Annotated in this window: 30 protein-coding genes; 22 read left to right on the forward strand and 8 right to left on the reverse strand. The window is 36.2% G+C overall.

The annotated features are described in order from the left end of the window. The first annotated feature begins 99 nt into the window (after positions 1-99). The gene (locus tag LDK52_RS17740) at positions 100-546 is read left to right on the forward strand and encodes a TlpA family protein disulfide reductase (RefSeq protein ID WP_277587253.1); all 447 of its coding nucleotides are present in this window, start codon (positions 100-102) and stop codon (positions 544-546) included. Between the two features lie 76 nt (positions 547-622). Beyond that, on the forward strand, positions 623-1,282 hold the full coding sequence (locus LDK52_RS17745; protein ID WP_277587254.1) for a potassium channel family protein: 660 nt from the start codon (positions 623-625) through the stop codon (positions 1,280-1,282). Between the two features lie 88 nt (positions 1,283-1,370). Here the strand turns inward: LDK52_RS17745 and rnjA are convergent, their stop codons facing one another. Together rnjA and LDK52_RS17755 are read right to left on the reverse strand one after the other, a co-directional pair. Further along, positions 1,371-3,038, reverse strand: a complete 1,668-nt coding sequence (gene rnjA / locus LDK52_RS17750) for a ribonuclease J1 (RefSeq protein WP_277587255.1) — start codon at positions 3,036-3,038, stop codon at positions 1,371-1,373. A 3-nt stretch (positions 3,039-3,041) separates the two neighbouring features. Further along, on the reverse strand, positions 3,042-3,251 hold the full coding sequence (locus LDK52_RS17755; protein ID WP_277587256.1) for a DNA-dependent RNA polymerase subunit epsilon: 210 nt from the start codon (positions 3,249-3,251) through the stop codon (positions 3,042-3,044). 281 nt (positions 3,252-3,532) lie between these two features. On the opposite strand from LDK52_RS17755, the gene LDK52_RS17760 reads away from it, so the two are divergent. Beyond that, positions 3,533-4,306, forward strand: coding sequence for a Cof-type HAD-IIB family hydrolase (locus LDK52_RS17760; RefSeq protein WP_277587257.1), 774 nt, complete (start codon positions 3,533-3,535; stop codon positions 4,304-4,306). A gap of 13 nt (positions 4,307-4,319) precedes the next feature. Further along, positions 4,320-5,249: a carbohydrate kinase family protein gene (locus tag LDK52_RS17765; RefSeq protein ID WP_277587258.1), complete on the forward strand. Its 930-nt coding sequence runs from the start codon at positions 4,320-4,322 to the stop codon at positions 5,247-5,249. A 221-nt stretch (positions 5,250-5,470) separates the two neighbouring features. Here LDK52_RS17765 and def read toward each other — a convergent pair whose 3' ends face one another. Beyond that, the gene (def, locus tag LDK52_RS17770) at positions 5,471-6,028 is read right to left on the reverse strand and encodes a peptide deformylase (RefSeq protein ID WP_277587259.1); all 558 of its coding nucleotides are present in this window, start codon (positions 6,026-6,028) and stop codon (positions 5,471-5,473) included. Positions 6,029-6,162: 134 nt separating this feature from the next. On the opposite strand from def, the gene LDK52_RS17775 reads away from it, so the two are divergent. The 11 genes from LDK52_RS17775 to LDK52_RS17825 all read left to right on the forward strand — a co-directional run bounded on the left by LDK52_RS17775 (position 6,163) and on the right by LDK52_RS17825 (position 16,465). Continuing rightward, positions 6,163-6,810 (forward strand): YkyA family protein, encoded by a 648-nt coding sequence (locus LDK52_RS17775; RefSeq protein WP_277587260.1) that lies wholly within the window; start codon positions 6,163-6,165, stop codon positions 6,808-6,810. Positions 6,811-7,284: 474 nt separating this feature from the next. Then, positions 7,285-7,554, forward strand: a complete 270-nt coding sequence (locus LDK52_RS17780; protein WP_277587261.1) for a hypothetical protein — start codon at positions 7,285-7,287, stop codon at positions 7,552-7,554. A 163-nt stretch (positions 7,555-7,717) separates the two neighbouring features. Beyond that, entirely contained in the window at positions 7,718-7,954 is a 237-nt protein-coding gene (locus tag LDK52_RS17785; protein ID WP_277587262.1) for a hypothetical protein, read from the forward strand. A gap of 143 nt (positions 7,955-8,097) precedes the next feature. Then, positions 8,098-8,793, forward strand: coding sequence for a metal-dependent hydrolase (locus LDK52_RS17790; protein ID WP_277587263.1), 696 nt, complete (start codon positions 8,098-8,100; stop codon positions 8,791-8,793). Between the two features lie 484 nt (positions 8,794-9,277). Further along, positions 9,278-10,390, forward strand: a complete 1,113-nt coding sequence (gene pdhA, locus LDK52_RS17795) for a pyruvate dehydrogenase (acetyl-transferring) E1 component subunit alpha (protein ID WP_277587264.1) — start codon at positions 9,278-9,280, stop codon at positions 10,388-10,390. A gap of 3 nt (positions 10,391-10,393) precedes the next feature. Then, positions 10,394-11,371, forward strand: coding sequence for an alpha-ketoacid dehydrogenase subunit beta (locus tag LDK52_RS17800; RefSeq protein ID WP_277587265.1), 978 nt, complete (start codon positions 10,394-10,396; stop codon positions 11,369-11,371). Positions 11,372-11,402: 31 nt separating this feature from the next. Then, entirely contained in the window at positions 11,403-12,761 is a 1,359-nt protein-coding gene (locus LDK52_RS17805) for a dihydrolipoamide acetyltransferase family protein (RefSeq protein WP_277587266.1), read from the forward strand. Between the two features lie 3 nt (positions 12,762-12,764). Beyond that, the gene (lpdA, locus tag LDK52_RS17810) at positions 12,765-14,177 is read left to right on the forward strand and encodes a dihydrolipoyl dehydrogenase (RefSeq protein ID WP_277587267.1); all 1,413 of its coding nucleotides are present in this window, start codon (positions 12,765-12,767) and stop codon (positions 14,175-14,177) included. 290 nt (positions 14,178-14,467) lie between these two features. Beyond that, positions 14,468-15,283, forward strand: a complete 816-nt coding sequence (locus LDK52_RS17815; protein WP_277587282.1) for a polysaccharide deacetylase family protein — start codon at positions 14,468-14,470, stop codon at positions 15,281-15,283. A 133-nt stretch (positions 15,284-15,416) separates the two neighbouring features. Then, on the forward strand, positions 15,417-15,794 hold the full coding sequence (locus LDK52_RS17820) for a CidA/LrgA family protein (RefSeq protein WP_277587268.1): 378 nt from the start codon (positions 15,417-15,419) through the stop codon (positions 15,792-15,794). Next, complete coding sequence (locus LDK52_RS17825) at positions 15,791-16,465, forward strand: LrgB family protein (protein ID WP_277587269.1); 675 nt, start codon at positions 15,791-15,793, stop codon at positions 16,463-16,465. The genes LDK52_RS17820 and LDK52_RS17825 overlap by 4 nt, the downstream gene beginning before the upstream one ends. Positions 16,466-16,538: 73 nt before the next feature. On the opposite strand, the gene LDK52_RS17830 is transcribed toward LDK52_RS17825, so the two are convergent. Continuing rightward, positions 16,539-18,008: an aminotransferase class I/II-fold pyridoxal phosphate-dependent enzyme gene (locus LDK52_RS17830; RefSeq protein ID WP_277587270.1), complete on the reverse strand. Its 1,470-nt coding sequence runs from the start codon at positions 18,006-18,008 to the stop codon at positions 16,539-16,541. A gap of 142 nt (positions 18,009-18,150) precedes the next feature. Between LDK52_RS17830 and LDK52_RS17835 the strand changes: the two genes are divergently transcribed. After that, complete coding sequence (locus LDK52_RS17835; RefSeq protein WP_277587271.1) at positions 18,151-19,107, forward strand: NAD(P)H-dependent flavin oxidoreductase; 957 nt, start codon at positions 18,151-18,153, stop codon at positions 19,105-19,107. 16 nt (positions 19,108-19,123) lie between these two features. Next, on the forward strand, positions 19,124-19,393 hold the full coding sequence (locus LDK52_RS17840; RefSeq protein WP_277587272.1) for a UPF0223 family protein: 270 nt from the start codon (positions 19,124-19,126) through the stop codon (positions 19,391-19,393). Between the two features lie 44 nt (positions 19,394-19,437). On the opposite strand, the gene LDK52_RS17845 is transcribed toward LDK52_RS17840, so the two are convergent. Beyond that, a complete protein-coding gene (locus LDK52_RS17845) occupies positions 19,438-20,067 on the reverse strand; it encodes a YktB family protein (RefSeq protein ID WP_277587273.1) in 630 nt (209 codons plus the stop codon). Between the two features lie 157 nt (positions 20,068-20,224). Between LDK52_RS17845 and LDK52_RS17850 the strand changes: the two genes are divergently transcribed. Both LDK52_RS17850 and LDK52_RS17855 read left to right on the forward strand, forming a co-directional pair. After that, positions 20,225-20,422, forward strand: coding sequence for a hypothetical protein (locus LDK52_RS17850; protein WP_277587274.1), 198 nt, complete (start codon positions 20,225-20,227; stop codon positions 20,420-20,422). A gap of 104 nt (positions 20,423-20,526) precedes the next feature. Continuing rightward, positions 20,527-21,318: an inositol monophosphatase family protein gene (locus tag LDK52_RS17855; protein WP_277587275.1), complete on the forward strand. Its 792-nt coding sequence runs from the start codon at positions 20,527-20,529 to the stop codon at positions 21,316-21,318. Between the two features lie 40 nt (positions 21,319-21,358). Here LDK52_RS17855 and LDK52_RS17860 read toward each other — a convergent pair whose 3' ends face one another. Further along, positions 21,359-21,544, reverse strand: coding sequence for a YlaF family protein (locus tag LDK52_RS17860; protein WP_277587276.1), 186 nt, complete (start codon positions 21,542-21,544; stop codon positions 21,359-21,361). A 105-nt stretch (positions 21,545-21,649) separates the two neighbouring features. Here LDK52_RS17860 and typA point away from each other — a divergent pair, with 105 nt between their 5' ends. Next, the gene (typA, locus tag LDK52_RS17865) at positions 21,650-23,497 is read left to right on the forward strand and encodes a translational GTPase TypA (RefSeq protein WP_277587277.1); all 1,848 of its coding nucleotides are present in this window, start codon (positions 21,650-21,652) and stop codon (positions 23,495-23,497) included. Positions 23,498-23,518: 21 nt separating this feature from the next. Then, the gene (locus LDK52_RS17870; protein WP_277587278.1) at positions 23,519-23,845 is read left to right on the forward strand and encodes a YlaH-like family protein; all 327 of its coding nucleotides are present in this window, start codon (positions 23,519-23,521) and stop codon (positions 23,843-23,845) included. Positions 23,846-24,621: 776 nt separating this feature from the next. Here LDK52_RS17870 and LDK52_RS17875 read toward each other — a convergent pair. Next, positions 24,622-24,825 carry a YlaI family protein gene (locus tag LDK52_RS17875; protein ID WP_277587279.1) on the reverse strand — a complete coding sequence of 68 codons (204 nt, stop codon included), beginning with the start codon at positions 24,823-24,825 and terminating at the stop codon, positions 24,622-24,624. 11 nt (positions 24,826-24,836) lie between these two features. Then, on the reverse strand, positions 24,837-25,334 hold the full coding sequence (locus LDK52_RS17880) for a peptidyl-prolyl cis-trans isomerase (RefSeq protein WP_277587280.1): 498 nt from the start codon (positions 25,332-25,334) through the stop codon (positions 24,837-24,839). A gap of 178 nt (positions 25,335-25,512) precedes the next feature. On the opposite strand from LDK52_RS17880, the gene LDK52_RS17885 reads away from it, so the two are divergent. Further along, the gene (locus LDK52_RS17885; protein WP_277587281.1) at positions 25,513-25,794 is read left to right on the forward strand and encodes an Fpa/YlaN family protein; all 282 of its coding nucleotides are present in this window, start codon (positions 25,513-25,515) and stop codon (positions 25,792-25,794) included. The last annotated feature ends 167 nt before the right edge of the window (positions 25,795-25,961 follow it).

The raw sequence follows: 25,961 nt of genomic DNA on the forward strand, positions 1-25,961 counted from the left end.
ATTTGATAAAATTCAAAATTTTTTTAGACAGTCGAATATACGTAATTTTGGTAGAGCGCATATACTAATGAATGCTGAAAGAAAGAAGGGATATAGGTAGTGAAGTTACGTACTCAAATACCACCATTTCCAACGGACTCCAATTGGATAAATGGACATATAAATAATGAAAAATTAATAGGGGAAAAGCCAGTTCTCGTTTACTTTTGGTCAGTAAGCTGTCCATTATGTGGAGGAGCATATAATTACATCAAACAGTGGAAAGAAAAATATGGAAAAAACTTTTCTCGTATAGGCATTCATATGCCAAGATCTAAAGCAGACATAAATGAGAAGCTTATTCATGATGCAATTCAAAAGGAAAGGATGGAAGACTCTATTTATTTAGACCATGAATTATTCGTGACAACTCAATTTCAAAATCGAGTGGTTCCTTCTTTTTATTTGTTTGATAAAAAGGGATTATTACGTCATATACAATCGGGAGAAAAAGGAATGATGATGCTTGAAAAAAGACTACTTATGCTGATAAATGAAAACAAATAATATCTAAATGGTCTGGTGACTATATACAGAATGGATGTGGTAAACTTAATCTATTAGATATGTAGGGGGCATTAAAATGCACAAGGAATTTGTTGTAATTGGTTTAGGGAGATTCGGCGGTAGTATTGTTAGAGAGCTTATTGACAAAGGTGCGGATGTTATGGCAATTGATATATCATCTGAGCGAGTGGATGAGTTTGCCGCTATCGCAACGCAAGCAGTAGTTGCTGATACAACAGATGAAGCTGTGCTGAAATCACTAGGTATTCGAAATTTTGAACATGTGATTGTTGCTATTGGAGATAATATTCAATCGAGTATTTTGACAACCTTAATGCTAAAAGAGATTGGTGTTAAAAAAATCACTGTGAAAGCACAAAATGACTACCATGAAAAAGTACTAAGAAAGATCGGAGCAGATCAGGTTGTACATCCTGAACGAGATATGGGTATCCGAATCGCTAACAATATTTTATCCAATAATGTATTAGACTACCTTGAGCTGTCAGATGAACATTCTATTATGGAAATAAGGGTGAATGAGAAGATAGCAAGTAAATCGCTTATTGACTTAGATATCCGAGCACAATATGGCATCAATATTGTAGCAGTCAAACGTGGCAATAATATCATTGTTTCTCCACCAGCGGATGAAAAACTAGTATTTAATGATGTTCTAATTATAATTGGAGCAGATGTGGATATTATTCGTTTTGAAAAGAAAGTATTATCGTAACTACTTTATATTGTTCAATAGAATTAATTTGAAAAAGAAATACCCTTCAACTCAGGTGAGAGTGGAAGGGTATTTTTGGGTTATTTATTTACACTTCCATAATGATTGGAAGTATCATTGGACGTCGTTTCGTCTTTTCATATAAATATGGACTTAGAACATCTGTAATCTCATTTTTCAATTCGGACCAATCTGTGTCAGTACCTTGAATCGTGTACCGTAAATGCTTGTTCAACATTTGTTGGGCCTCATTAATCATTGTTCCTGATTCGCGCATATAGACGAATCCACGAGAAATAATATCAGGACCTGATACAATTTTTTTCTTCTCCATATCAGCACTTACAACAACAATAACTAAACCTTCTTCTGACAACACACGGCGATCACGAAGAACAATATTACCGACATCTCCGATTCCACTTCCGTCAATATAAATATCACCTGAAGGGATTCGACCAGCAATATGTGCTTCATTGGCACTTAACGCAAGTACTTCTCCGTTTTCCATAATAAATGTATTATTTGGATCTACATCACAGTCGACGGCTAACTCTGTATGAATTTTTAACATACGGTATTCTCCGTGAATAGGCATAAAGAATTTTGGCTTCATAAGGCGAAGCATAAGTTTATTCTCTTCTTGTGAACCATGACCAGAAGTATGGATATTATTTAATGAACCGTGGATTACTTCTGCTCCAGCACGGAATAGAAGGTTAATCGTACGATTGACGCTTGCTCTATTTCCAGGAATAGGAGAAGAAGAAAATACGACAGTATCTCCAGGTTGAATTTGAATTTGTCGGTGTGTACCGTTGGCAATTCGTGATAATGCTGCCATTGGTTCCCCTTGACTACCTGTACAAAGGATAAGTACTTCATTTGCTGGTAATCGATTCAATGCACTTGTATCCACAAACGTTTCTTTTGGAGCAGTAATATAGCCAAGTTCACGACCGATTGTCATAGCATTATCCATGCTTCGACCAAATACAGCAATTTTACGACCATGAAGAACAGCTGCATCGGTTACTTGTTGAAGTCTATGAATATTAGATGCAAAAGTAGCGAAAATAATACGACCGTCAACTTTACGGAAAATAGTATCCATGCTTTCTCCAACCTTACGCTCAGACATAGTAAAGTTAGGAATTTCGGCATTTGTACTATCAGATAATAAGCAGAGAACTCCATCTTTACCGATCTCTGCCATCTTCGTTAAGTTAGCTGGTTCACCCACAGGGGTAAAGTCAAACTTAAAATCGCCTGTATGTACAATATTACCTGGTGGTGTTTTTACAACAATTCCAAAAGCATCTGGAATACTATGAGTTGTACGATAGAAACTTACAGAAGTTTTTCTGAATTTTATAATATCTTCCTCTTGAATAACGATCATTTTTGTTTGACGTAGTAAGCCATGCTCTTCTAATTTATTTCGCAATAAACCAAGTGCAAGCTTTCCACCGTAAACCGGTACATTTATTTGTTTTAATAGATAAGGAATACCACCGATATGATCTTCATGACCATGAGTGATAAATAAACCTTTAATCTTGTCCACATTTTTTACTAAATAAGTGTAATCCGGAATTACATAATCTATACCGAGTAAGTCATCCTCTGGAAACTTAATACCAGCATCAATTAAAATAATTTCATCTTGGAATTGAACGCCATATGTGTTTTTGCCGATTTCGCCTAGTCCGCCGAGGGCGAAAACTGCAGTTTGGTCATTTTTTACAAATTTCATCTGTTAAATCTTCTCTACTTTATAATTCTCGCTTGCTTGTTCATAATCTAAATGATTACCTTCAAGCAGCTGAATTAATTCGATATTGTATTTGCGGTCTATTAAAAGCGCTCGAACTTCGCGCTCATTCTCAGCCTCTACATATAAAACTTGTGTGTTTTCGCGAACTGGTACTTCTAGTGCATTCTCCTGGTAATAAACTTTAAAAATCATTTTATACTCTCCTTTTTCACGTTCAAAATAAATCAATTCTCTTTATATTATCATGACACTTATTTAAAATAAAGAAAAGCCCTCCATTTTAAGAGGGCAAAAGTATTTCAGGCGACAGTTTTGTTTCTAAGCATTCCACCGAGCCGTCTCAACAATTTCCTTTTCAGGCGTTTCAACATGGCTATTCACTCCTTATAGAGTATTATATACGATAGAGAGAAATGTGTAAAGGATTAAGACAGAAAAGTCAAATAATTTATATCGTAGAATGGAGAATTTTTATGAAAAACAAAATTTTATTTTTTGATATTGATGGAACAATCTTAGATAACGATAAAAATATTCCAGATGGGGTAGAAGACTCGCTCCAAAAAGCTAGAGATAACGGACATGAAATTGTCATTTCCACTGGACGCTCTCCTTTTACTGCTCAATCTGTATTAGATCGATTAAAAATAGATTCCTTCATTTGCTATAATGGGCAAATTGTACAGTTTCAAGGAAAAATACTGCATAAGGGAATTCTTGCGAAGGAAGAGTTGAAAAATTTAACGAATTTTGCAAATGAAAGAAAGCAACCATTAGTTTATATGGATAGTGATGAGATGGTTTCTAATTTCCCGGATCACCAAGATATATTTGATAGCATTTCTACATTGAAAATAAAATTTCCACGTTTCGCAGAAGATTTCTTTTTAACGAATGATATTCATCAAGCGCTAATCTTTTGCAGCTTGGAAGAGCAAAAAGAATATGAACAAGCTTTTCCAAATTTGAAATTCGTCCGTTGGCATCGTGCTTCCTGTGATGTCCTTCCAAAAGGTATTTCAAAAGCTAATGGGATGGATCTATTGCTGAAGCATATTGGAAGAGGACCCGAAGATGCGATTGCTTTTGGAGACGGTTTAAATGACATAGAGATGCTTCAATTCGCCGGGACAAGTGTCGCTATGGGGAACTGTGTCGAAGAGTTAAAAGAACACGCTACCTTTGTTACAAATCATGTATCAGAAAGCGGATTAACCAACGCAATGAAAAAATTAAGTTTAATCTAAAGGAGTTTACTAGATGTCCAAAAAGTTTGTCCTTATTTATGGGGATGCATTTGTCGATTATATCGCGGAGGATCAGAGCAATAGTCGTTTTTCAAAATATTTAGGTGGGGCTACCGTTAATGTAGCTGCTGGTGTTGCTCGTCTAGGAGCGGCATCCTCGTTTATAACTGTAACTGGAGAAAATGAAACCTCTGAATTTGTTAGAAATGAATTAATTGCCGAAGGAGTAAATTTATCCTTTTCACAAATAATGACTGAAAAAGAGGTGAGCGGTGTTTATGTACATCTTTTGGCAAACAATGAACGTCATTTCGAACGTTATGTAGATGCGACACCAGACATCCAAGTAGACTTTTCCTCTATTAATAGTGATGCTATTCTTCAGACCTCTGTATTTCATTTTTGTTCTGGAACTCTCTTTCATCCTACTGCTCTTGCTACTACTAGAAAATTGGTACAAAATATGAAAAAGTCGAATGTCCTAATATCCTTTGATGCTAATATCAGACCGTTACGTTGGAAAAGTGAAGAAACTTGCAGAGAAACGATCTCTTCCTTTTTTGAGTTTGTCGATATATTGAAGCTTACCGAGGAAGAGTTATTCTTTTTAACGAAAAAGACGACTATAGAAGATGGAATCGCTCAATTACAGCAGTACAATATCGAGGCATTACTTATTACAATCGGTGCTGAAGGTACTCATGCAGTGATTAATGGGGAGGAGGTACATGTTCCTGTAGAAAAAGTAACGCCAATTGATACAACTGGAGCAGGTGATGCTTTTGTCGCAGGTATTCTTTCTAAAATTTATTTGGAGGGTCAACCAACGTCTAAAGAAGCATGGACTCGTTATATCGCTTTTGGCAATAAACTAGGTGCTATATGCGCAACTAAGCCAGGCGCGTTATCTGCCATGCCACGACTAATAGATTTAAAACAATAAGGAATTTAGCACGAATCGCAAATTCAGAGCCTCAAATCGCAAGTTCGACACTCCAAGTCGCAAGTTCAGAGTGTGGAATCGCAATATGCCCAGCTCAAATCGCAAGTTCGATACTCCGAATCGCAAGATCAGAGTGGCAAATAGCAATATCCCATATCAAATCATAAAACAAAACGCCATTCTTACACTTATCGTGTAGGACTGGCGTTTTATGTAAAAACTTAAGCTCGATCATATGCAATCGAATTCGGGATAGGCTCGTATGGATTATCTTTATTTATATGATCATAAAACATGATACCATTTAGATGATCTAGCTCATGTTGGAAAGCAATAGCTGCTAATCCCTTTAAACGTTTTTTGAAAGAAGTTCCATCTGGATAAAAGCCTGTTGCAGTTATACGTGCGTGTCTTGGTACATATCCTTCTATTACTTCATCTACAGATAAACAACCCTCTCCAGCGGAGATATAGGTTTTTTCCACAGAGTGACTAATTATTTTTGGATTAACTGCTACGAAACTTACTTCTTCATTGTTTTCATCTTCTAAATGAAGTGCGAACATTCTTTTGTTCGCATTTACCTGTGGAGCAGCAATTCCAATTCCTGGTCGGATTTTATATTTTTCAATCAGTTCATCTTCTTGACTGTTAATAACATATTCTTGTAGATCGTTTGCTAAAGTTAAATCCTCTTCTGATAATGGGAAGGTCATTTCCTCGGTTCTTTTTCGTAAAGATGGATGGCCATCTCTGACAATGTCATTCATTAAAATCATTTTAATCGTCCTTTCAATGTTCATATATCTATTATAGCGAAATTTGACCATTTACAAAATAAAAAAAAGCCATTTTGTCAGTTGAAATTATTAGTTAATACAATTATAGTTGAATTGGTATAGGGGGTTACATGATGAAAATAAGCAAATACCTACTCATCTTCAGTAGTATTTTAGTACTTGCTGGCTGTAATTTTGGAGAAACGACAGAAGTAAAGCTATCAAACATCTTAACAGAAATTTATGATCTGGAAGCCGATTATAGAGATGTACAGAAAGAGTTAGCCGAAACAGAATCACAAGAACAAGCAAACTTTCAACAAATGATGGAATTGACGAAGGATCAAAATGAAGAACTAACTACAATGGTAGAAGATACTGCAATTCTATTGGAAACTAGGTTAGCGTTAGTAGAAAAGGAAGCAGCTTCTTTACGCGCAACTTCGGATAGTATCAAACAAATTAATGCAGTTATTTCAGAAACAAAAGAAGCGTCCGAAAAAGAAAGTCTCAAACAAATGGAATCGGCTTTGGAAGAGCGTATTACAGCGTATGAAGATGTGACGATTAACTATAATGAGTTGGCTATCATGCAACAAGATTTATATAATATGTTAGTGGATGAATCCGCAGATGTTACTGCAATACAGGAACAAGTTCAGAAAGTAAATGTACATAATGAATTAGTTCAACAATCTGTCCAAAGTTTTAATGATGCGACTGCAAGGGTAAATGAAGTAAAGGAAGAAGTTTTAACTTCATTACAGAAAGAAGGAAAATAAAAAAAGCGGCTCTACGCAGAGTATCGGGTTCGGTACACGGGGAGAAAACGTTAAAAAGTATAGCAAATGGAGATACAATTCACACTTGAATTGTATCTCCATTTTTATTGTTACATCAATGTTAAAGGCAATTATCAGTAGAAAATAACAATACAATTGGTAAACTAATTAACAACAGCACATAAATTTATGTGCCTCTGCTAATTGCACTGCTAATAAGTTTGGTAATTGGAGGTTGAAATAAGTTTTAGAAATAACTGAAAACATTGAAGGGGATAAATTATTTTGTGCCAAAATAGAGATATAAGAAGACGGCTTATTCAACAATCGGGCCATTTAATTGAATGAAACCTATAGGGCATTCATCCGTATATAAATTAAGGTAAACAAAGCAAAGTAATATAGTTATTGGATGTAATCGTAGAATAAGCAATTTTTATATGAACGGACAAAGACTGATAAAGGAGTGACGGAATGAAGAAGGTATTTGAAGCTATATATGACGGTCAGCGAATACAAGTTGAGAATAGATGGTTTACAGGCGAGAAGTTGTATGTAGATGGAAAATTGCAAGATGAAAATTTAGGCTTAGCATTTAGAGGGACTTTAAATGGAAGTATTAGGAATAAAGGAAATGAATCAAAGAGCATAAAAGTGACTCTAGGAGGATTTTTTAGTATCCACTGTAAAGTCTTTGTTGATAATGTATTAGTTTCTTCGTATCAAATTAAAACAAGTGATTAAATACTTCCAAAATAATTGGGTATGAGTCAGGTTGAAATAATACAACGACTCCCAGCAATAGGGTGCGATTGCGTTTATATCGCAATCGGACCATTTAGTTCAACAAAGTCTATTGCTTTTTTGTTCTGAAATCTAATAAATATAGAGTTTGGGGTGGTAGTTAATGAACTTAAAGGCGTTTTTGATCACTTTTGTTTTTACTTACGTATTGATAAGTTTACCTGCCATATTAGGAATTGGAAAAGTTATTGATTGGGTTCCAGGAGCGACCTTATTTCAAAAGGTGAAAGGATATTTAGTTGATGGACTTTTTAATAATTTTCTTATGAAAGTTGTAGTAGCGTCTCTTATAGGGGTTGTTGTTAGTTTGATTATTTCTAAGCGTCGGTACTCAAAATGAAATCCAACGTTTGTGAACGAGTTATTTAAAGAATTGTGAGCATTAACGGAACGAGGTTGTGCAAGAATCGGGCCAGATTGTCAAATAACACTTGTCTGAATTGATTTTTACAATGAGGATAACGTCTATAGGATGTGGTGGAGATGGGATATGTCATTCATACTGTCATACATTTTTTGTTTGGTGCCAGCTTATTTTATATTGTTTTGAACAAGGACTTTGTATCCAAGATGAAACGGATTTTTGCTTTCAGTGTTGGTGGATTTGCTGCTATTGCTCCAGATATAACGAAGTTTTTTGGAGATTTATATGGGCATTCACTTTGGGCTGTACCCATTTTCGGCATTTTGATTGCCATGATCGCTAGACTGTATTTTAAGAAAGTAACGTTATGGATTCTCTGGTTAGCCTGCTCAATCTCTGTACTCAGTCATATTTACATTGATTTCATCGGAAATGGGGTGGCATTTCTTTTTCCCTTTTCACAAGCAGAGTTTGATTTCTATTTCATTACTGATAATCATTTTGTTTTTTTTCTTCTGCCGATTTCAATGATAATTGCTCTTATTTACAAAAGGGGTAAAATTGTCATATTGAGTAGTCTGTTGATAATAGCCATTTTTTTCGGCATATTATCTTATTCAAAAATTCAACTAGAACAGGAATTGAAAAAGAGGTATCAAGCTGATTCTATAACCCTATTATTGACATATCCTAGATTTGATGATCAATGGGAATTTCAAGTTAGGACAGATAAGAGCTGGATTACTGGTGTTGCTCCAAGGTCAATCTTTAGTGCGGACATTCAGGTGGAACAGGAAAGAAATGTAGAAGATTAAATGTATGGTCAAGGATTTAGAAATGTGTCCCAACTCTCTGATAAATCACGTTTTGTAGAATGGATACATTAATTTTGGTTGGATTTATATATCTATTATAAAGGTTTTTGAAAAGTGATAATAATGTTGTTTAAAAACCGAGTTACGTTAGTCCATTAAATGGCGCGTTTGCGGAATAAAGGATAGGACAAGAGAAAATGCCCAGGTATAATAACTTGTGCATTTTCTCTTGCTTTTTCTACTGTTAATTCGGATGCGAATTATACGCAGAGCTGCTTTTTTATATAATTATAGCAATCTGATATAGTACAGACATAATTTATGAATGATACAGTTTTGGGATAATTTAATGTTCAGATAACTAAAATCTTATATTTCATATGATTGACCACGGATTTATTCTTGAGTATACTAAGTAGGAAATGTTGTTGTACTACTATATTTAATTGAAAATTTAATACAGAAGAAAAGGAGAGATGTAATAATGGCTGCAAACAATCCAGCGCAGTTAGACCCTATGAAAACGCTTCACGAAATTGAAGAAAAATTTGAAATGTTTCAGATTTTAAACGAAGATGGGGAAATTGTGAACGAACAGGCAAATCCAAACTTATCAGATGAGGAATTAGTAGAGTTGATGAGTCGTATGGTTTATACACGTATTTTAGATCAACGTTCAATTTCTTTAAACAGACAAGGACGTTTAGGCTTTTATGCGCCAACAGCAGGTCAAGAAGCTTCTCAATTAGCATCTCAGTTTGCATTAGAAAAAGAAGATTTTATCTTACCTGGTTATCGTGATGTACCTCAAATTGTTTGGCATGGCTTACCATTATGGCAAGCATTTCTATTCTCACGTGGGCATTTTATGGGGAACCAAATTCCTGAAGGTGTAAATGTTTTCCCACCTCAAATTATTATAGGTGCCCAATTTATCCAAGCAGCTGGAGTAGCTCTTGGTATGCAAAAACGTGGTAAAAAATCGATTGCAATCTCTTATACTGGTGACGGTGGATCATCTCAAGGGGACTTCTATGAAGGGATTAACTTTGCTGGAGCTTTCCGCGTACCTGCAGTGTTTATCGTTCAGAACAATCAATTTGCAATTTCTACACCTCGTGAATTACAAACGGCTGCGAAAACAATAGCTCAAAAAGGTATTGCAGCTGGTATTCCGAGTGTTCTAGTAGATGGCATGGATCCACTTGCTGTTTATGCGGCTACGAAAGACGCTAGAGAACGTGCGATTAAAGGTGATGGTCCAAGTTTAATCGAAACTGTATGTTACCGTTACGGTCCTCACACGATGGCAGGAGATGACCCGACTCGTTACCGTACTTCAGAAACTGATTCTGAATGGGAAAAGAAAGATCCGATAGTTCGTTTCCGAAAATACTTAGAAACAAAAGGTATTTGGAATGAAGAAAAAGAAGCAGAAGTAATTGAAAAAGCTAAAGAAGAAATAAAAGAAGCAGTTAAAAAAGCAGACGCAGCGCCAAAACAAAAAGTAACAGATCTGATCAATATAATGTATGAAGAAAATCCATATAACTTAGATGAGCAATTAGCTTACTATACAGAGAAGGAGTCGAAGTAACCGATGGCACAAATGACGATGATTCAAGCAATTACGGACGCACTCCGTACTGAGCTTAAAAATGATGAAAACGTTCTAGTTTTCGGTGAAGACGTAGGCGTTAACGGCGGTGTTTTCCGTGCAACAGAAGGATTACAAAAAGAATTCGGAGAAGATCGTGTGTTTGATACTCCACTTGCAGAATCAGGTATTGGCGGTCTTGCGGTAGGTCTTTCTCTACAAGGGTTCCGTCCAGTTCCAGAGATTCAATTCTTTGGATTCGTTTTTGAAGTAATGGATTCGATAGCTGGTCAGCTAGCTCGTATGCGTTTCCGTACAGGTGGGGCATTTAATGCACCTGTAACTATTCGTTCTCCATTCGGTGGAGGGGTACATACACCAGAAATGCACGCTGATAGTTTAGAGCTTCTTATGACTTCAACACCTGGCATAAAAGTGGTGATTCCTTCTACTCCGTATGATGCAAAAGGACTTTTAATCTCAGCGATTCGTGATAATGATCCAGTAATTTTCCTGGAGCATATGAAATTATATCGTTCATTCCGTGGTGAAGTACCTGAAGAAGAATATACAATTCCTCTTGGTAAAGCGGATGTAAAACGTGAAGGTAAAGATTTAACAATTATTGCATATGGCGCGATGGTCCATGAAAGTTTGAAAGCTGCAGAAGAACTTGAAAAAGAAGGGCATTCTGTAGAAGTAATCGATTTACGTACAGTACAACCGTTAGATATTGAAACTATTATTGCTTCAGTAGAAAAAACGAATCGTGCAATGGTTGTGCAAGAAGCACAAAAACAAGCTGGTATCGCAGCGAACATCGTAGCAGAAATTACTGAGCGTGCAATTTTAAGTTTAGAAGCTCCTGTATTACGTGTAACTGCTCCAGATACTGTTTTCCCGTTTTCTCAAGCAGAAACAGTTTGGTTACCAAATTCTAAGGATATAGTAAATACAGCTAAAAAAGTTTTAACATTCTAATATAAAATCTCCTATAGAAAGGGTGAATACATTGTCATTTGAATTTCGGTTACCAGATATCGGTGAGGGTATACATGAAGGTGAAATTGTTAAGTGGTTTGTAAAAGTAGGCGATGAGGTACAAGAAGACGATATTTTATGTGAAATACAAAATGATAAAGCAGTTGTCGAAATACCTTCCCCTGTAAAAGGGAAAGTTACAGAAGTTCTTGTAAGTGAAGGAACAGTAGCCATTGTTGGAGATATACTTATTAAGCTTGATGCACCTGGTTATGAAGACCTTAAATTTAAAGGCGATCATAATGATGAGGAAAAAGCAGAAGAAAAGACAGAGTCACAAGTTCAAGCAACTGCAGAAGATGGCCAAGCAGTTGCCAAAGAAAAAGTAGAGAGTCCTGACAAAAAAGTAAATTCTACAGAAGACTCTACCACTGCACCTAAAGAACAACCAAAAGGTGATACACGCGTAATAGCAATGCCTTCTGTCCGCAAGTTTGCACGTGAAAATGAAGTAAGTATTGCAGAAGTTACTGGTTCAGGCAAAAATGGTCGTATTCTAAAAGAAGATATCGAAGCTTTCTTATCTGGAGATCAACCTTCAGCAGTGGAAGAAAAAGTTGAAACAACTTCTGATGTAGAAGTTGAGCAAGCTGCTAAACCATCAGCTCCAGTTTCATTGGAAGGAGAATTCCCTGAAACTAGAGAAAAACTTTCACCTATGCGTAAAGCAATTGCCAAAGCAATGGTACATTCCAAACATACAGCTCCACATGTTACATTGATGGATGAAGTAGATGTAACTGAACTTGTTGCACACCGTAAAAAGTTCAAAGAAATTGCAGCTGAAAAAAATATCAAGTTAACCTATTTACCTTATGTAGTGAAGGCTTTAGTAAGTACATTAAGAGAATTCCCAGCGCTAAACACATCTTATGATGATGATACAAATGAGGTAATCCAAAAACATTACTTCAATATAGGTATCGCAGCAGATACGGAAAAAGGATTATTAGTACCTGTTATCAAAAATGCTGATCGTAAATCTATTTTTGCTATCTCAGATGAAATTAATACACTAGCTGGAAAAGCTCGTGATGGTAAACTTGCTGCTGCCGAAATGAAAGGTGCATCTTGTTCTATTACGAATATTGGCTCGGCGGGTGGACAATGGTTCACTCCAGTCATCAATCACCCTGAGGTTGCTATTTTAGGAATTGGTCGAATTTCAGAGAAACCAGTAATAAAAAATAGTGAAATTGTGGCGGCACCTGTGTTAGCATTATCATTGAGCTTTGATCATCGAATGATTGATGGTGCGACTGCACAACATGCGTTGAATCATATGAAACGTTTGCTTAGCAGTCCAGAACTATTATTAATGGAGGCGTAAAAAATGGTAGTAGGAGATTTCCCAATCGAAACAGATACACTTGTAATAGGGTCAGGCCCTGGTGGATATGTTGCAGCAATTCGAGCAGCACAAACAGGACAAAAAGTCGTAGTTGTGGAAAAAGAACATATCGGAGGAGTTTGCTTAAATGTAGGATGTATTCCTTCTAAAGCATTAATCTCTGTTGGTCACCGTTTTGAACAAGCAAAACATGCTGATGATATGGGAATTACGGCTACAGATGTAACAATTGATTTTTCTAAATCACAAGCTTTCAAAGACAGTGTAGTTAAAAAACTAACTAGCGGTGTTTCCGGATTATTAAAAGGAAACAATGTAGAAGTCGTTATGGGCGAAGCTTATTTCGTTGATGCTAATACTGTTCGTGTAATGGATGAAAAATCTGCGCAAACATATACATTTAAAAATGCAATCATTGCAACAGGATCTCGTCCTGTAGAAATTCCAACTTTTAAATACACTAAACGTGTCTTAAACTCTACTAGTGCATTAAGTTTACCGGAAATTCCAAAGAACTTAGTTGTAATTGGTGGAGGATATATTGGTACTGAACTAGGATCTGCATTTGCTAACTTAGGTTCAAAAGTTACGATTGTTGAAGGTGGCGATGATATTCTAGCTGGCTTCGAAAAACAAATGACAACAATTGTTAAAAAAGGCTTGAAGAAAAAAGGCGTTGAAATAGCTGTTAAAGCATCTGCTAAAGGTGTAGAAGAGTCAGATACTGGCGTAGTAGTAACGTATGAAGTTGGCGGAGAAGAGAAAAAAGTTGAAGCTGATTATGTTTTAGTTACAGTAGGTCGTCGTCCGAATACGGATGAAATGGGTCTAGAAGAAATCGGTCTTAAATTTGCTGAGCGTGGATTATTAGAAGTAGACAAACAGTGTCGTACAAGTATTTCTAATATTTATGCTATTGGTGATATTGTTGCTGGTCCTCAACTTGCTCATAAAGCATCTTACGAAGGAAAAGTAGCTGCAGAAGCAATTGCTGGTCAAACATCTGTTGTGGATTACTTAGCGATTCCTGCTGTTTGCTTTACTGATCCAGAGATGGCTACAGTTGGTCTTAACGAACCACAAGCAAAAGAACAAGGATATGACGTTGCTGCTGGGAAATTCCCGTTTGGAGCAAATGGTCGTGCACTAGCTTTAAATGCTACTGATGGTTTCGTAAAACTAGTTTCACGTAAAGAAGACGGGTTATTGCTTGGAGCTCAAATCGTAGGTCAAGGAGCTTCAGATATGATCTCTGAACTTGGATTGGCAATTGAGGCAGGAATGACTGTAGAAGACATTGCAATGACTATACATGCTCACCCTACATTAGGTGAAATTTCTATGGAAGCTGCAGAAGTAGTTATGGGTCATCCAATTCATATTCTATCTAAATAATTTCTCCTCTTGGGGATTAATAAAGACTTGTTCGCTTCTGCGACAAGTCTTTTTTTGATATGCAAGACACTTTATATGAATTTTCCTACAAAAGAATTGAAAATGGAATGTTTAATAACGGAAATTAGAGTGTTTATTTGAGTTAGTTAGAATTTTAGTCAGTTTAGTTGGAAAAATGACTAATCTAGTTGGAATAGGCTATTTTTTCCATTATAAAAAGTAGTAAGAATCTACTCTACTATCAATCTCTTTCACCTGTTAAAATATAGAGGAAGGGACAGGTGAATAGATTGAAATTTACAACTTGGATGATACCAACAGCAATGTTACTTGCACTTTCTGCTTGTGGCGTAGTAGATGAAAATCCTGAAGTAGAAAAAGAAAAGGAAGAGACAACCCCGGTATCTCAAGTACCTGTAGTTGAAGAAGTGGATGAGGTAGTGGAGGAGGAGGTTGCTATTATGGAACCTGAAGCACTATACCAATTAAACGAGGCAAACTGGACATTTCTGCCAATAGAAGATGCTAATCCTAAAGCAGTATTACTGACAATTGATGATGCACCCGAAAAATATGCAGTAGAAATGGCAAAAACGTTGAAAGAGTTAAATGCACCAGCGATCTTTTTCGTGAATGGCCATTTTTTAGATACTGATGAAGAAAAAGCTAACTTAAAGGCGATATACGATATGGGATTTTCTATCGGAAATCACACTCAAACGCATGTCAATTTAAAAGAAACTTCTGAAGAACAGCAAAAGGAAGAAATTTTAAAAGTGAATGAAACTGTTGAACAAGTAATTGGTGAAAAACCTCACTTCTTCCGTGCGCCTTTTGGAGTTAATACCGACTTTAGTAAGTCTATTGTTCAACAAGAAGGAATGCTATTAATGAATTGGACATATGGATATGATTGGGAAAAACAATATCGTGATGCTGAAAGTTTGACTGACATTATGGTGAATACTGAATATTTAACAGATGGCGCAAATTTATTAATGCACGATCGTGAGTGGACTGCAGAGGGTTTACAAGGTATTGTAGAGGGTCTACGTGCAAAAGGATATGATTTAATTGATCCAAAAACGATTAAAGGAATTCAATAATCTAGGCATATTTGGATAACTCAAAAGTGTTTTTTATAAAATAGACAGTATCTCTTATTAAATGTAAAATTATTTCCTATATATGAGTTTCTCGGAGGTGTAAGCTTTATGGAAAGTATTATAAAGCGAAAATATGCTTAAAATTATTCGGATTGTGCTTCAAGTATTTATTTTATATCTTTTCTCTTTGATCGGATCTTGGATCGTTCAAATTCTCTCCTTTCAATTTCCGGGAAGTATAATTGGGTTATTATTACTGTTTGGTTGCTTATATTTTAAAATAATACCTGGTCAACTTATAAAAGATGGGGCTGGATTTTTATTGACCTTTCTTGCATTGTTTTTTATCCCGGCTACTGTTGGAATTATGGACTATCCAGAGTTCCTATCATGGGTTGGCTTAGGTATGGTATTATCTATTATCATTAGTACTACTTTAACTATTATAATTACAGGTAAATTTTGTCAGTATCTCGAAAGAAAACTATTAGAAAAGGAGCAGATTGAATGATTGCATTATTTATGATAATCGGAACAATTGTGCTCTTTTATGCTATGACTTTTATATATAAGAGATTTACATACCCGTTATTAATTCCTATTTTTTCTACCACGGTATTGCTTGTGATTATTTTAGTTCTTAGTAGAATACCTTATGATACTTATATGTCTGGTGGAAAGTGGATAAATGAGTTATTAGGACCAGCCGTTGTCAGTATGGCCTATCCTCTGTATATGCACCGAGAGAAAATCTTCAAATATAAAACTCCAATTATCTTGAGTGTTTTGACTGCTCTTTTTTCGGGTTTAATAAGTATCACTATATTCTCTAAATTATTGTCTTTTGATGATCATATATTATTATCCCTATTACCGAAATCGATTACGTCACCAGTTGCTATCCCGATAAGTGAAGCAATAGGTGGTATCCCAACATTAACAGCTGTTTTCGTTATTTTTGCAGGACTTGTAGGAGCTATTTTTGGGCCGGTTATCTTTAAGGTTTTCCACATTGATCAAGCGATCAGTCGAGGATTATCAGTGGGAAGTGCTTCCCATGGTATTGGAGTTTCCAAGCTAGCTGAATACGGCGAGGAAACGTTGACAATGGGTTCTGTATCCATGACGTTAAGTGCCATATTTGGTTCATTCGTTTGCCCATTGTTTGCACTATTAATCTAACTTTTTAGAGTGTATAATAACTTAAATGCCAAAATAGGAAAAGGAACCCCTTTGGGAGTTCCTTTTTATCATTTTAAAATATGGCTTGATGTTCTTTAATGACGTGAATCATCTCAAGGGTGTCGTCTTCAGGACCTTGTACAGGTAGCCCTGCTTCGACATTCATCGTAATATAATCGATATTACCTTGCGTAATTATTTCCCCGGGAATAAAAATTGGTATTCCAGGTGGATAAACCATTACGAACTCTGCTGAAATACGACCACTTGCTTCTTTTAGTGGAACAGATTCTGACGTTGCGTAAAAAGCATCTCTAGGGGACATAGCGAGTCCTGGGATATCTGGCAGTGTAACAGATGGTTCTACGATAACTGCATCAGATTCATGAGCAGCTACCATTCTCGAAAGAGCATTAACGAGGATATTAACTTCTTTTTTCGTATCCCCAAGTGTGATCAGACAAAGAATATTATATAAGTCGGAAAGCTCTACTTCTATATTTGCTTTTTCTCTTAACCAGATTTCTGCGTCATAGCCTGTCATTCCTAAATTTTTAACACTAATTAATAGCTTCGTTGGATCAAAATCATACGTAGCAGATGTTTGTAAAATTTCTTCACCTACACAGCGGATATGTGGAATAGCATTAATACGTTTACGTGTATCTTTTGCAAGTCGAATGGCCTCTCCGATTAAATCCTCGCCGTGAATAGCTAATTGGCGTCTCGCCGTATCTAATGATGCGAGTAATGGATAGGAAGTAGAAGTTGTCGTTAACATGGACAGAATTGATTGAACTCGCTTACTGGATACTAAACCTTCTCTTACATTAAGAATAGAGCTTTGGGTCATTGATCCGCCTAATTTGTGGACAGAGGTTGCTGCCATATCAGCACCAGCTTGCATGGCAGAAACAGGAAGTGAATCATGGAAATGAATATGAACACCGTGTGCCTCGTCGACTACAACAGGAATTCCTTTTTCGTGAGATAGCTCTACAATTCTTTTCAAATCTGCAGCTAACCCAAAATAAGTAGGATTAATAACTAATAAGCCTTTTGCATCGGGATGAGCCTCTAAGGCTTTCTCCACTGACTCTACGGAAATACCATGAGAGATTCCTAATTCTTTATCTACCTCTGGATGTATAAAAACAGGAATTGCCCCTGCAAACACAATAGCAGACATAATCGATTTATGAACATTTCGTGGAACGAGAATTTTATCCCCAGGTCCGCAAATTGTAAGAATCATCGTCATAATTGCGCCACTTGTCCCTTGAACAGAGAAAAAAGTTTCATCGGCTCCGAACGCTTCTGCTGCCAATTGCTGTGCTTGTTTAATGACACCTTTAGGGGAATGTAAATCATCTAAAGGTGCGATATTGATCAAATCTATAGAAAGTATATTATCTCCAACGAACTCTCGAAACGCAGGATCCATCCCTTTTCCTTTTTTATGCCCTGGGATATGAAATTGGATTGGATGACGATTACGATGCTTCAGTAATGCATCGAATAAAGGAGTTTCTAATTGTGACAACGTTCCAACCACCTTTAGTTTAAATTTTTTTAAAAACAAAAGAAATTATAGCATCTCATGTTCATAAATACTATAAGAATAATTGTAATTTGTATCATCATATTAATTTCATTACACTATTCTTATAAGGGGGGAATGAGAAATGGCTTTTCAAACAAGAGTTACAGAATTATTAGGTATAAAGTTCCCGATTATTCAAGGGGGGCTTGCTTATTTAGCCTACGCTGATTTATGTGTAGCAGTCTCAAACGCTGGAGGCTTAGGACAGGTTACAGCAATGAGCTTAAAAACACCAGAGCAGCTAAGAGAGGAAATACATAAAGTAAGAAAGCTCACAGACAAACCTTTTGGTGTAAACTTTGCAATTGGGCAAACGGGTAGACCCTATGAACATATGCTACAAGTGGCTATTGATGAAGAAGTTCCAGTAATATCGATGACTGGAGGGAACCCTGCTCCAATATTAGACAAACTGGCAAATACCTCGATTAAAAAGTTAGTGTTAGTTGCCGCTAAACGACAAGCTCAAAAAGCAGAGCAACTTGGTGCTGATGCAGTTATGGTAGTAGGACATGAAGGGGGAGGACATCTTGGAAGAGACGATGTCGGGTCTATCGTATTAATCCCTCAAGTAGTGGACGCTGTGTCTATACCTGTCATTGCTTCTGGTGGGATCGCAGATGGTCGAGGGTGGATGGCTGCGCACGCACTTGGAGCAGAAGGTATTGAAATGGGGACAAGGTTCATCGCTACAAAGGAATGTGTCCATGCTTCCGTGGCCTATCAAAATGCATTAATAAATAGTGGAGAAATGGACACTGTAGTTATTAAGAAATCTATTGGTGCTCCAGCTAGAGCTATTAAAAATAGTTGGACAGATACAATTTTAAGTATTGAACAAGTCAATCCAACATATGATGCTCTTAAGGACTACGTTAGCGGTGAGGCTAATAAACAGTTTATTTATGAAGGTGATGAACACAAAGGGTTTGGTTGGGCAGGCCAGTCAGTTGGTTTAATCGAGGATATACCTACCGTACAGGAATTATTCAATCGGATGGAAATGCAAGCAATGGACATACGAAATAAGTGGAAATAATAGGAGGCAGTTACAGTTGGAATACACATACCCTTTTTCATTGGATTGGTCTACAGAAGAAATAGTAGACGTTGTGCAATTTTTTGAAGCGATAGAAAAAGCATATGAAAATGGTGTTAAACGAGAAGAACTAATGAAAAGATATAGAAGATTTAAAGAAATAGTACCTTCTATTGCAGAAGAGAAAACTTATTTTCGTGAATTTGAAAAAGAAAGTGGCTATGTCAGTTTTCCTATAATAAAAAAGATGAAAGAACAATCGGACAACGCCATCATCAAGGCATGAAAAAACCTCCTATACCCTAATGAGTAAAGGAGGATGCCGGCCGTTTATTTCATTTGAATCATCGTTTTATATATTGGCATTAAATAATCAAATGTTTCTTCGGCAAGTTTTAGAAACTCTTCCTCGGTAAGATGAACTGCTTGTTCCTTACTGATATGACGACCTACTAAAAATTCTGCTTTTTTTACGTCTTTTAAACGCAACAATAGTTGCTCAAGTCCTTCTTTCTTTTCCTTTTTTAAGAAGGATGCTTCAGGCTTCATATGATCACCAGAAATGATAAAGTCGGCAGGCAATTTGCTAAATAATCCTTTTTTCTTTAATAACCGTTCAGCAATGGCCACTTTATCGGGTGCTTCATAGATAACTGCCAATATGATAAAAGCATGGCTACCCCATAATCCTATTTGGAAGTGAGGAAGAGCTTTATATCCTCTTTTATAAGGTGCAAAGGCAACCCAACTATCCTTTGGTGGATTAACTGACCGTCTTGCATGCTTTGCCACGTGGGCATAATATTCTTGTCCAAGTAATGTAGAAAAATAATGACTATAATGATTGCCTAGTTCCTCGAATTTAGGTCTAACTTTCTCGATTAATCCAGCCATTCTGTTTTCAAGTCCATCTATTTGAAAGACATCAAAATCTTCTTTACTCCAAAATGTTTTGCTCATTTGTAAACTCCTTTCAACTTCTATGTTTATTTTATAGGAAATTTGGGTAAAAATCTTGTAAGTAGTATTTTTCAGTAGACATTATTTTTATGGTAGCATATTTTATAATAAAGAATGTTCTGGATATTGAGTAATAAAATAAGAAGGGGTGGTTGTGATGAGACAGGTAGTGCATATTATTCGTAAAGAAGACATGGAAAAAGAAAAAATTCACACGTTAAAAATGGAGTTAGATTATGAGCTAGCAACTTTATTTGATGCATTGACGAGTAATAATGTTAAAGAGATAAGCGCCTCTAAAACCCGACTAGCTGAAATCCACCAGCTTTTGGAGGAACTCAATGCTCTCGATTAAAGTTCCAATTATAGGAGTACCTTAAAAAACACCTGCTAAAGAACAGACAGCAAGTGTTTTTTTCTTTATACTTAGGGTATCAGTGTTGAGAAAGGGTGGGACGATTGGATATACACATGCTTGATACATACGCAAAGTCATTAATAAAGAATGCAGCATTCGACATTAAAACTTCCTTGTCTTCAGAACTAATCATTGAATCGAAGTCAGAGGCCAATGACCTTGTTACTAATATAGATAAAGAAACAGAACAATTTTTTATTGAGCATATAAAAACCGACTTTCCAGGACACCGTATATTTGGAGAAGAAGGATTTGGGGATGATATAAAAGATTTAAAAGGCTATGTATGGTTACTAGATCCTATAGATGGTACAACAAATTTCATTCATCAAAAACAAAATTTTGCTATATCATTAGGGATATATAAAGATGGTATAGGAATTCTTGGTTATATATATAATGTGATGGAGGATACTATGCTTAGTGGGGCCTTAAACGGTGGCGCTTATTTGGATGATATGCGTTTGCCGAAGTTACAGGCTTCATCGGTTGAGGAGTCTGTGATTGGTATAAACGCCAGATGGGTAGTACCAAATAGATATGTCCATCATGAAGGGATGGTGAACTTACTTAAAATCGTCAGAGGTACTAGATCACTTGGATCAGCGGCAATCGAAATATCTTATGTAGTAACTGGAAAATTGGATGCTTATACGTCCATGCAATTATCACCCTGGGATATAGCAGGAGGTATGGTCATAGCGAAAGAGGTAGGGGCAATTGTTACGAATTTAGCATTTGAACATCTAGAATTACTAGATGCTGATAGCTTTATCGTTTCTAGACCTGGATTACATGAACAATTGCTGACGGATTATATAAAAATAAAATAAAAATCCAGCAGGATAAGTCCTGCCAGATGGTATGAGATATTTAAAGCATGCCTGCATCACGCATTTTTTTCTTTGTTTTGAAACCAAATCCCATAATAACGAATAATAGAATAAGAAAAATAAAAATAAGTGGTATATTCCGCAGTGCAACAGCAATCCCAATAAGTGCCATTGATAAAATTGCACCTAGGGAGTATAGTGCGAAAATCCATTTAATATTATCCAAAATGATTACCTCCAAAATATATGATAAAAAAATAATATTACTTTAGTTTCACTTGTGATATAATAACACAGTTATGGACTCGAAAAAAGAATATGGAGTGGAAATATGACAAATATACGTCAAGATTTAAGAAACATTGCAATTATAGCGCACGTTGACCATGGGAAAACGACATTAGTCGACCAATTATTGAAACAATCAGGTACTTTTCGTTCAAATGAACATGTAGACGAACGAGCAATGGATTCTGGTGATATAGAACGCGAACGCGGTATTACTATATTAGCGAAAAACACTGCAGTAGATTACAACGGGACGCGTATTAACATCCTTGATACACCTGGACATGCTGACTTCGGTGGCGAAGTAGAGCGTATTTTGAAAATGGTAGATGGTGTTGTACTAGTTGTCGATGCATATGAAGGTTGTATGCCTCAAACGCGTTTCGTATTGAAAAAGGCGTTAGAACAAAGATTAATTCCAATCGTAGTAGTTAACAAAGTAGATAAAGATTCAGCTCGTCCACTAGAAGTAGTAGATGAAGTTTTAGAATTGTTTATTGAATTAGGTGCAGATGAAGACCAACTAGAATTCCCAGTTGTTTATGCTTCAGGTGTAAACGGGACTTCTTCTTTAGATGAAGATCCTGCTAAACAAGAAGAAAACATGAATCCACTTTTCGAAATGATTGTCTCAGCAATTCCAGCACCAATTGACAACTCAGATGAGCCATTACAATTCCAAGTAGCATTACTTGATTATAATGACTATGTGGGTCGTATCGGAATTGGTCGCGTATTCCGCGGTACGATTGAAGTTGGTCAACAAGTTTCATTGATGAAACTTGATGGAACTGCTAAAAATTATCGTGTAACCAAATTATTTGGTTTCTTCGGTTTAAAACGTATAGAAATTCAAACAGCAAAAGCTGGGGATTTAATCGCTATTTCAGGTATGGAAGATATAAACGTAGGGGAAACAGTTTGTCCTACAACTCATCAAGAAGCGTTAGTTCCATTACGCATTGATGAGCCAACATTACAAATGACTTTCTTAACAAACAACTCACCTTTCGTAGGTCGTGAAGGTAAATGGATTACTTCAAGTAAAATTGAAGAGCGTCTACGTTCTCAATTAGAAACAGACGTTTCTTTACGAGTTGAGGATACTGATTCTCCTGATGCTTGGACAGTTTCAGGTCGCGGAGAACTTCATTTATCGATATTAATCGAAAATATGCGTCGCGAAGGTTTTGAATTACAAGTATCAAAACCACAAGTAATTATTCGTGAAATTGATGGAAAAAAATGTGAACCAGTTGAACGCGTTCAAATTGATGTACCAGAAGATAGTGTAGGTTCAATTATCGAATCTATGGGTACTCGTAAAGGCGAAATGATTGATATGGTCAACAATGGTAGCGGACAAGTTCGTTTAATCTTTATGGTCCCTGCTCGTGGATTAATCGGTTATACAACTGAATTCATGTCATTAACTAAAGGTTACGGTATTATTAACCATACGTTCGATAGCTACCAACCAGTAGTTTCAGGTCGTGTTGGCGGACGTCACCAAGGTGTGCTTGTTTCTATGGAAACAGGTAAATCAACAACTTACGGTATGATGGGTATTGAAGACCGTGGTACTTTATTCGTTGAACCAGGTACTGATATTTATGAAGGTATGATCGTTGGAGAAAATACTCGTGATGCTGATATCACTGTAAATATTACAAAAGCAAAACAAAAAACAAACATTCGTTCAGCTAACAAAGACCAAACGAACGTAATCAAAAGACCTCGTATATTAACGCTTGAAGAAGCAATCGAGTTCTTAGGTGATGATGAGTATTTAGAAGTAACTCCTCAATCTATCCGTTTACGTAAAAAAGTTCTTGAGAAGAGCGAGCGCGAACGTGTAACGAAGAAATTGAAAAATGCAGAAACTGAATAGAAACTGAAAGGGTGAATAACCTTGGAGGAAAAGCAATTCGTATTTGGTAGAATGTCTAGTATATCGAGATATATTTATGAGGTTATGCCAACTTACGATATAGCTGGTTATGTACTATTTCTTTTAATCTTCTTGCTTTCTGTGCTTGTGTACAAGCTTGGATTTGCAAAGAAATTGCGTTTTAGGCAGAATATTGTCATTTACGTATTCTTATTATTAGGTTGTTTGATGTTGACGTTCCTCGCATTTTTCCTTCCGGTTGTGGAAGGGTTAATCGTGGCAGCATTAATCTTAATCATTTATAAAATACGCATGCGACTGGAGAAAAGACAAAGCTCGACTACATAAATGTAGTCGAGCTTTTTTTTTGGAGAAAAACATTAAAGGATACGAAAAGTACTGATAAAGGAAATAACACTAATAAAAATTCAGTGATAAACTGCTGATTTCCGCTCGAGGCGGGCGCTTTCCCTGGGGGGAGCGATGAGCTATCACCGTCGCTCACGCATCGATGAGCTATCTCATCTGTCTCCCTCATCACGCCGGAGTTCGCCGCCTTCCACTCCAATCAATATACCAGTACTCCACTTTAAGATAGAGCATAGCCTATCGCTTAGATAATAAGAGTAGTCAAAGTAAATATTGGTATAAACCTGTCTGTCAAATTTTAGATATTCTTCTCTTAGGAAGATTGAAGAAAGTAGATTTTCTTATCTACTTGTGGAATTAAAGAGAAATAGTAAGTAGAAACTAAATAAAGTAGCGAGATAGCGAACGAAATTTCATCTTCAGGCCTGCAGGATGCGGGTCAGGCAGTCGTTGCGACACGATGTCGCATAATTAAGACTGTCATCTTTCTCCCACCTCCATTAATAGGAAATTAGTTTTTCTCTAGTCATCCAAAAACGTACTAATTTGTTTCTAGTAGTTGTAGAAGGGCGACGGACAGGAAAACGCCATAAGATTATCGAAAAAGAGAGGTCAGTCACGACCAACCTCTCAAAAAACCAAACGGTAATAACATAGCAAAATGCTTGTCCAAAGCCCTTCGAAAGAGATAGAAACAGATTTTGACCTACAAGGATCGGGCTTTTCTTTGCCAGTTTTTTCTTGACATTAAATCTTTAAAATTCGTTTTCAATCAGTGGTGAGCTCTTATAGAAGATAAACTGACCAGTTGCAAGACGTTGGTTAGTTCTTTCTTCGATACGATCATGACACTCTGGGCACATATACGTGTGAATTGGCCGATTTCTAAGCTTCTTAGCCAGCGGAAGATCCTCTGGGAGTTCATCTATTCGATCGCAAATAGCACATTGTACTTTCATCTAAACATCTCCTATTCTACACGAAACGCTGTAACAAATTTAATCGGAGTATTAATATTTGATCCATCTTTTTTCAATATATGCACAGGGCCATCCTCACGAAGTGGTTTACCCTTATGACTAAATTTTAATAATAGCGTATCTAAATCTTCTAAAGAAAATATATGTTCACCTTCTGTTGTTTCTACCATAACTTTTGTAGCGTTTGGCAAAGGTTCAGAATTTAGGATAAATGGTTTCATCTCAATTCCGAAAGAGCTTGTTAGTGCTTTTGTACGTTCATATTTTTTTTCGGTTTGTAAAGTTGGTGGATTTGTAGATCCCTCTATAATTTCACGTGACCAATGAGCCGAAGTGACTTTTGTATACTCTTCTAGCTCATCTTTATATTCATAATTACCAGAAAAAAACTCATCCAAATCGATTTTTCGGTCATCGAAAATCCAAACAGTAGGGTCTAACGTAATTTTAAATTTAACTGTACCTTTAACTGGTATGATAAGTTCCAACAAAATTGCCTCCTCTAAACTAACTAATTCTTTTTAAGTATACCTTTAAATTGAAAAGTACTAAAGAATATTAAATTATTTCTATAAGTTAGATAAGAGAACACTTGCAATTTTTCTATTCAAAAGATACACTTTAGGGAGATGAATAATTAGAAATAATAAAAATGGGGGCGTCCTCATGGATACTAATATACAAATTTCGTATCAAGAAAAGGCTTTAGAGCTTTTGAAAAAAGATGCAGAAAAGATTGCACAGCTTATTAAAGTGCAAATGGATAACTTAATGATGCCTCAATGCCCACTTTATGAAGAGGTTTTAGACACACAAATGTTTGGATTATCACGTGAAATAGATTTTGCGGTAAAACTTGGACTTATAGAGAAGAGTGAAGGAAAAGAACTTGTTGCTTCTCTTGAAAAAGAATTATCCGTTTTGCATGAGGTTCACACAAAAAAGTAACTATAAAACTCAAACAAACTATCTGTTTGAGTTTTTTTTCTATACAAAGAAATTGAGGTATAATCTATGATTTCATATTTAAAACGTTACGCAAAAAATTTCGACTACCCATTATTTTTTGTTTACTTAGCTTTATGCTTATTTGGTTTGGTAATGATATATAGTGC

Origin of the sequence: Psychrobacillus antarcticus (assembly GCF_029533155.1) — a bacterium.
GTDB lineage: Bacteria > Bacillota > Bacilli > Bacillales_A > Planococcaceae > Psychrobacillus > Psychrobacillus antarcticus.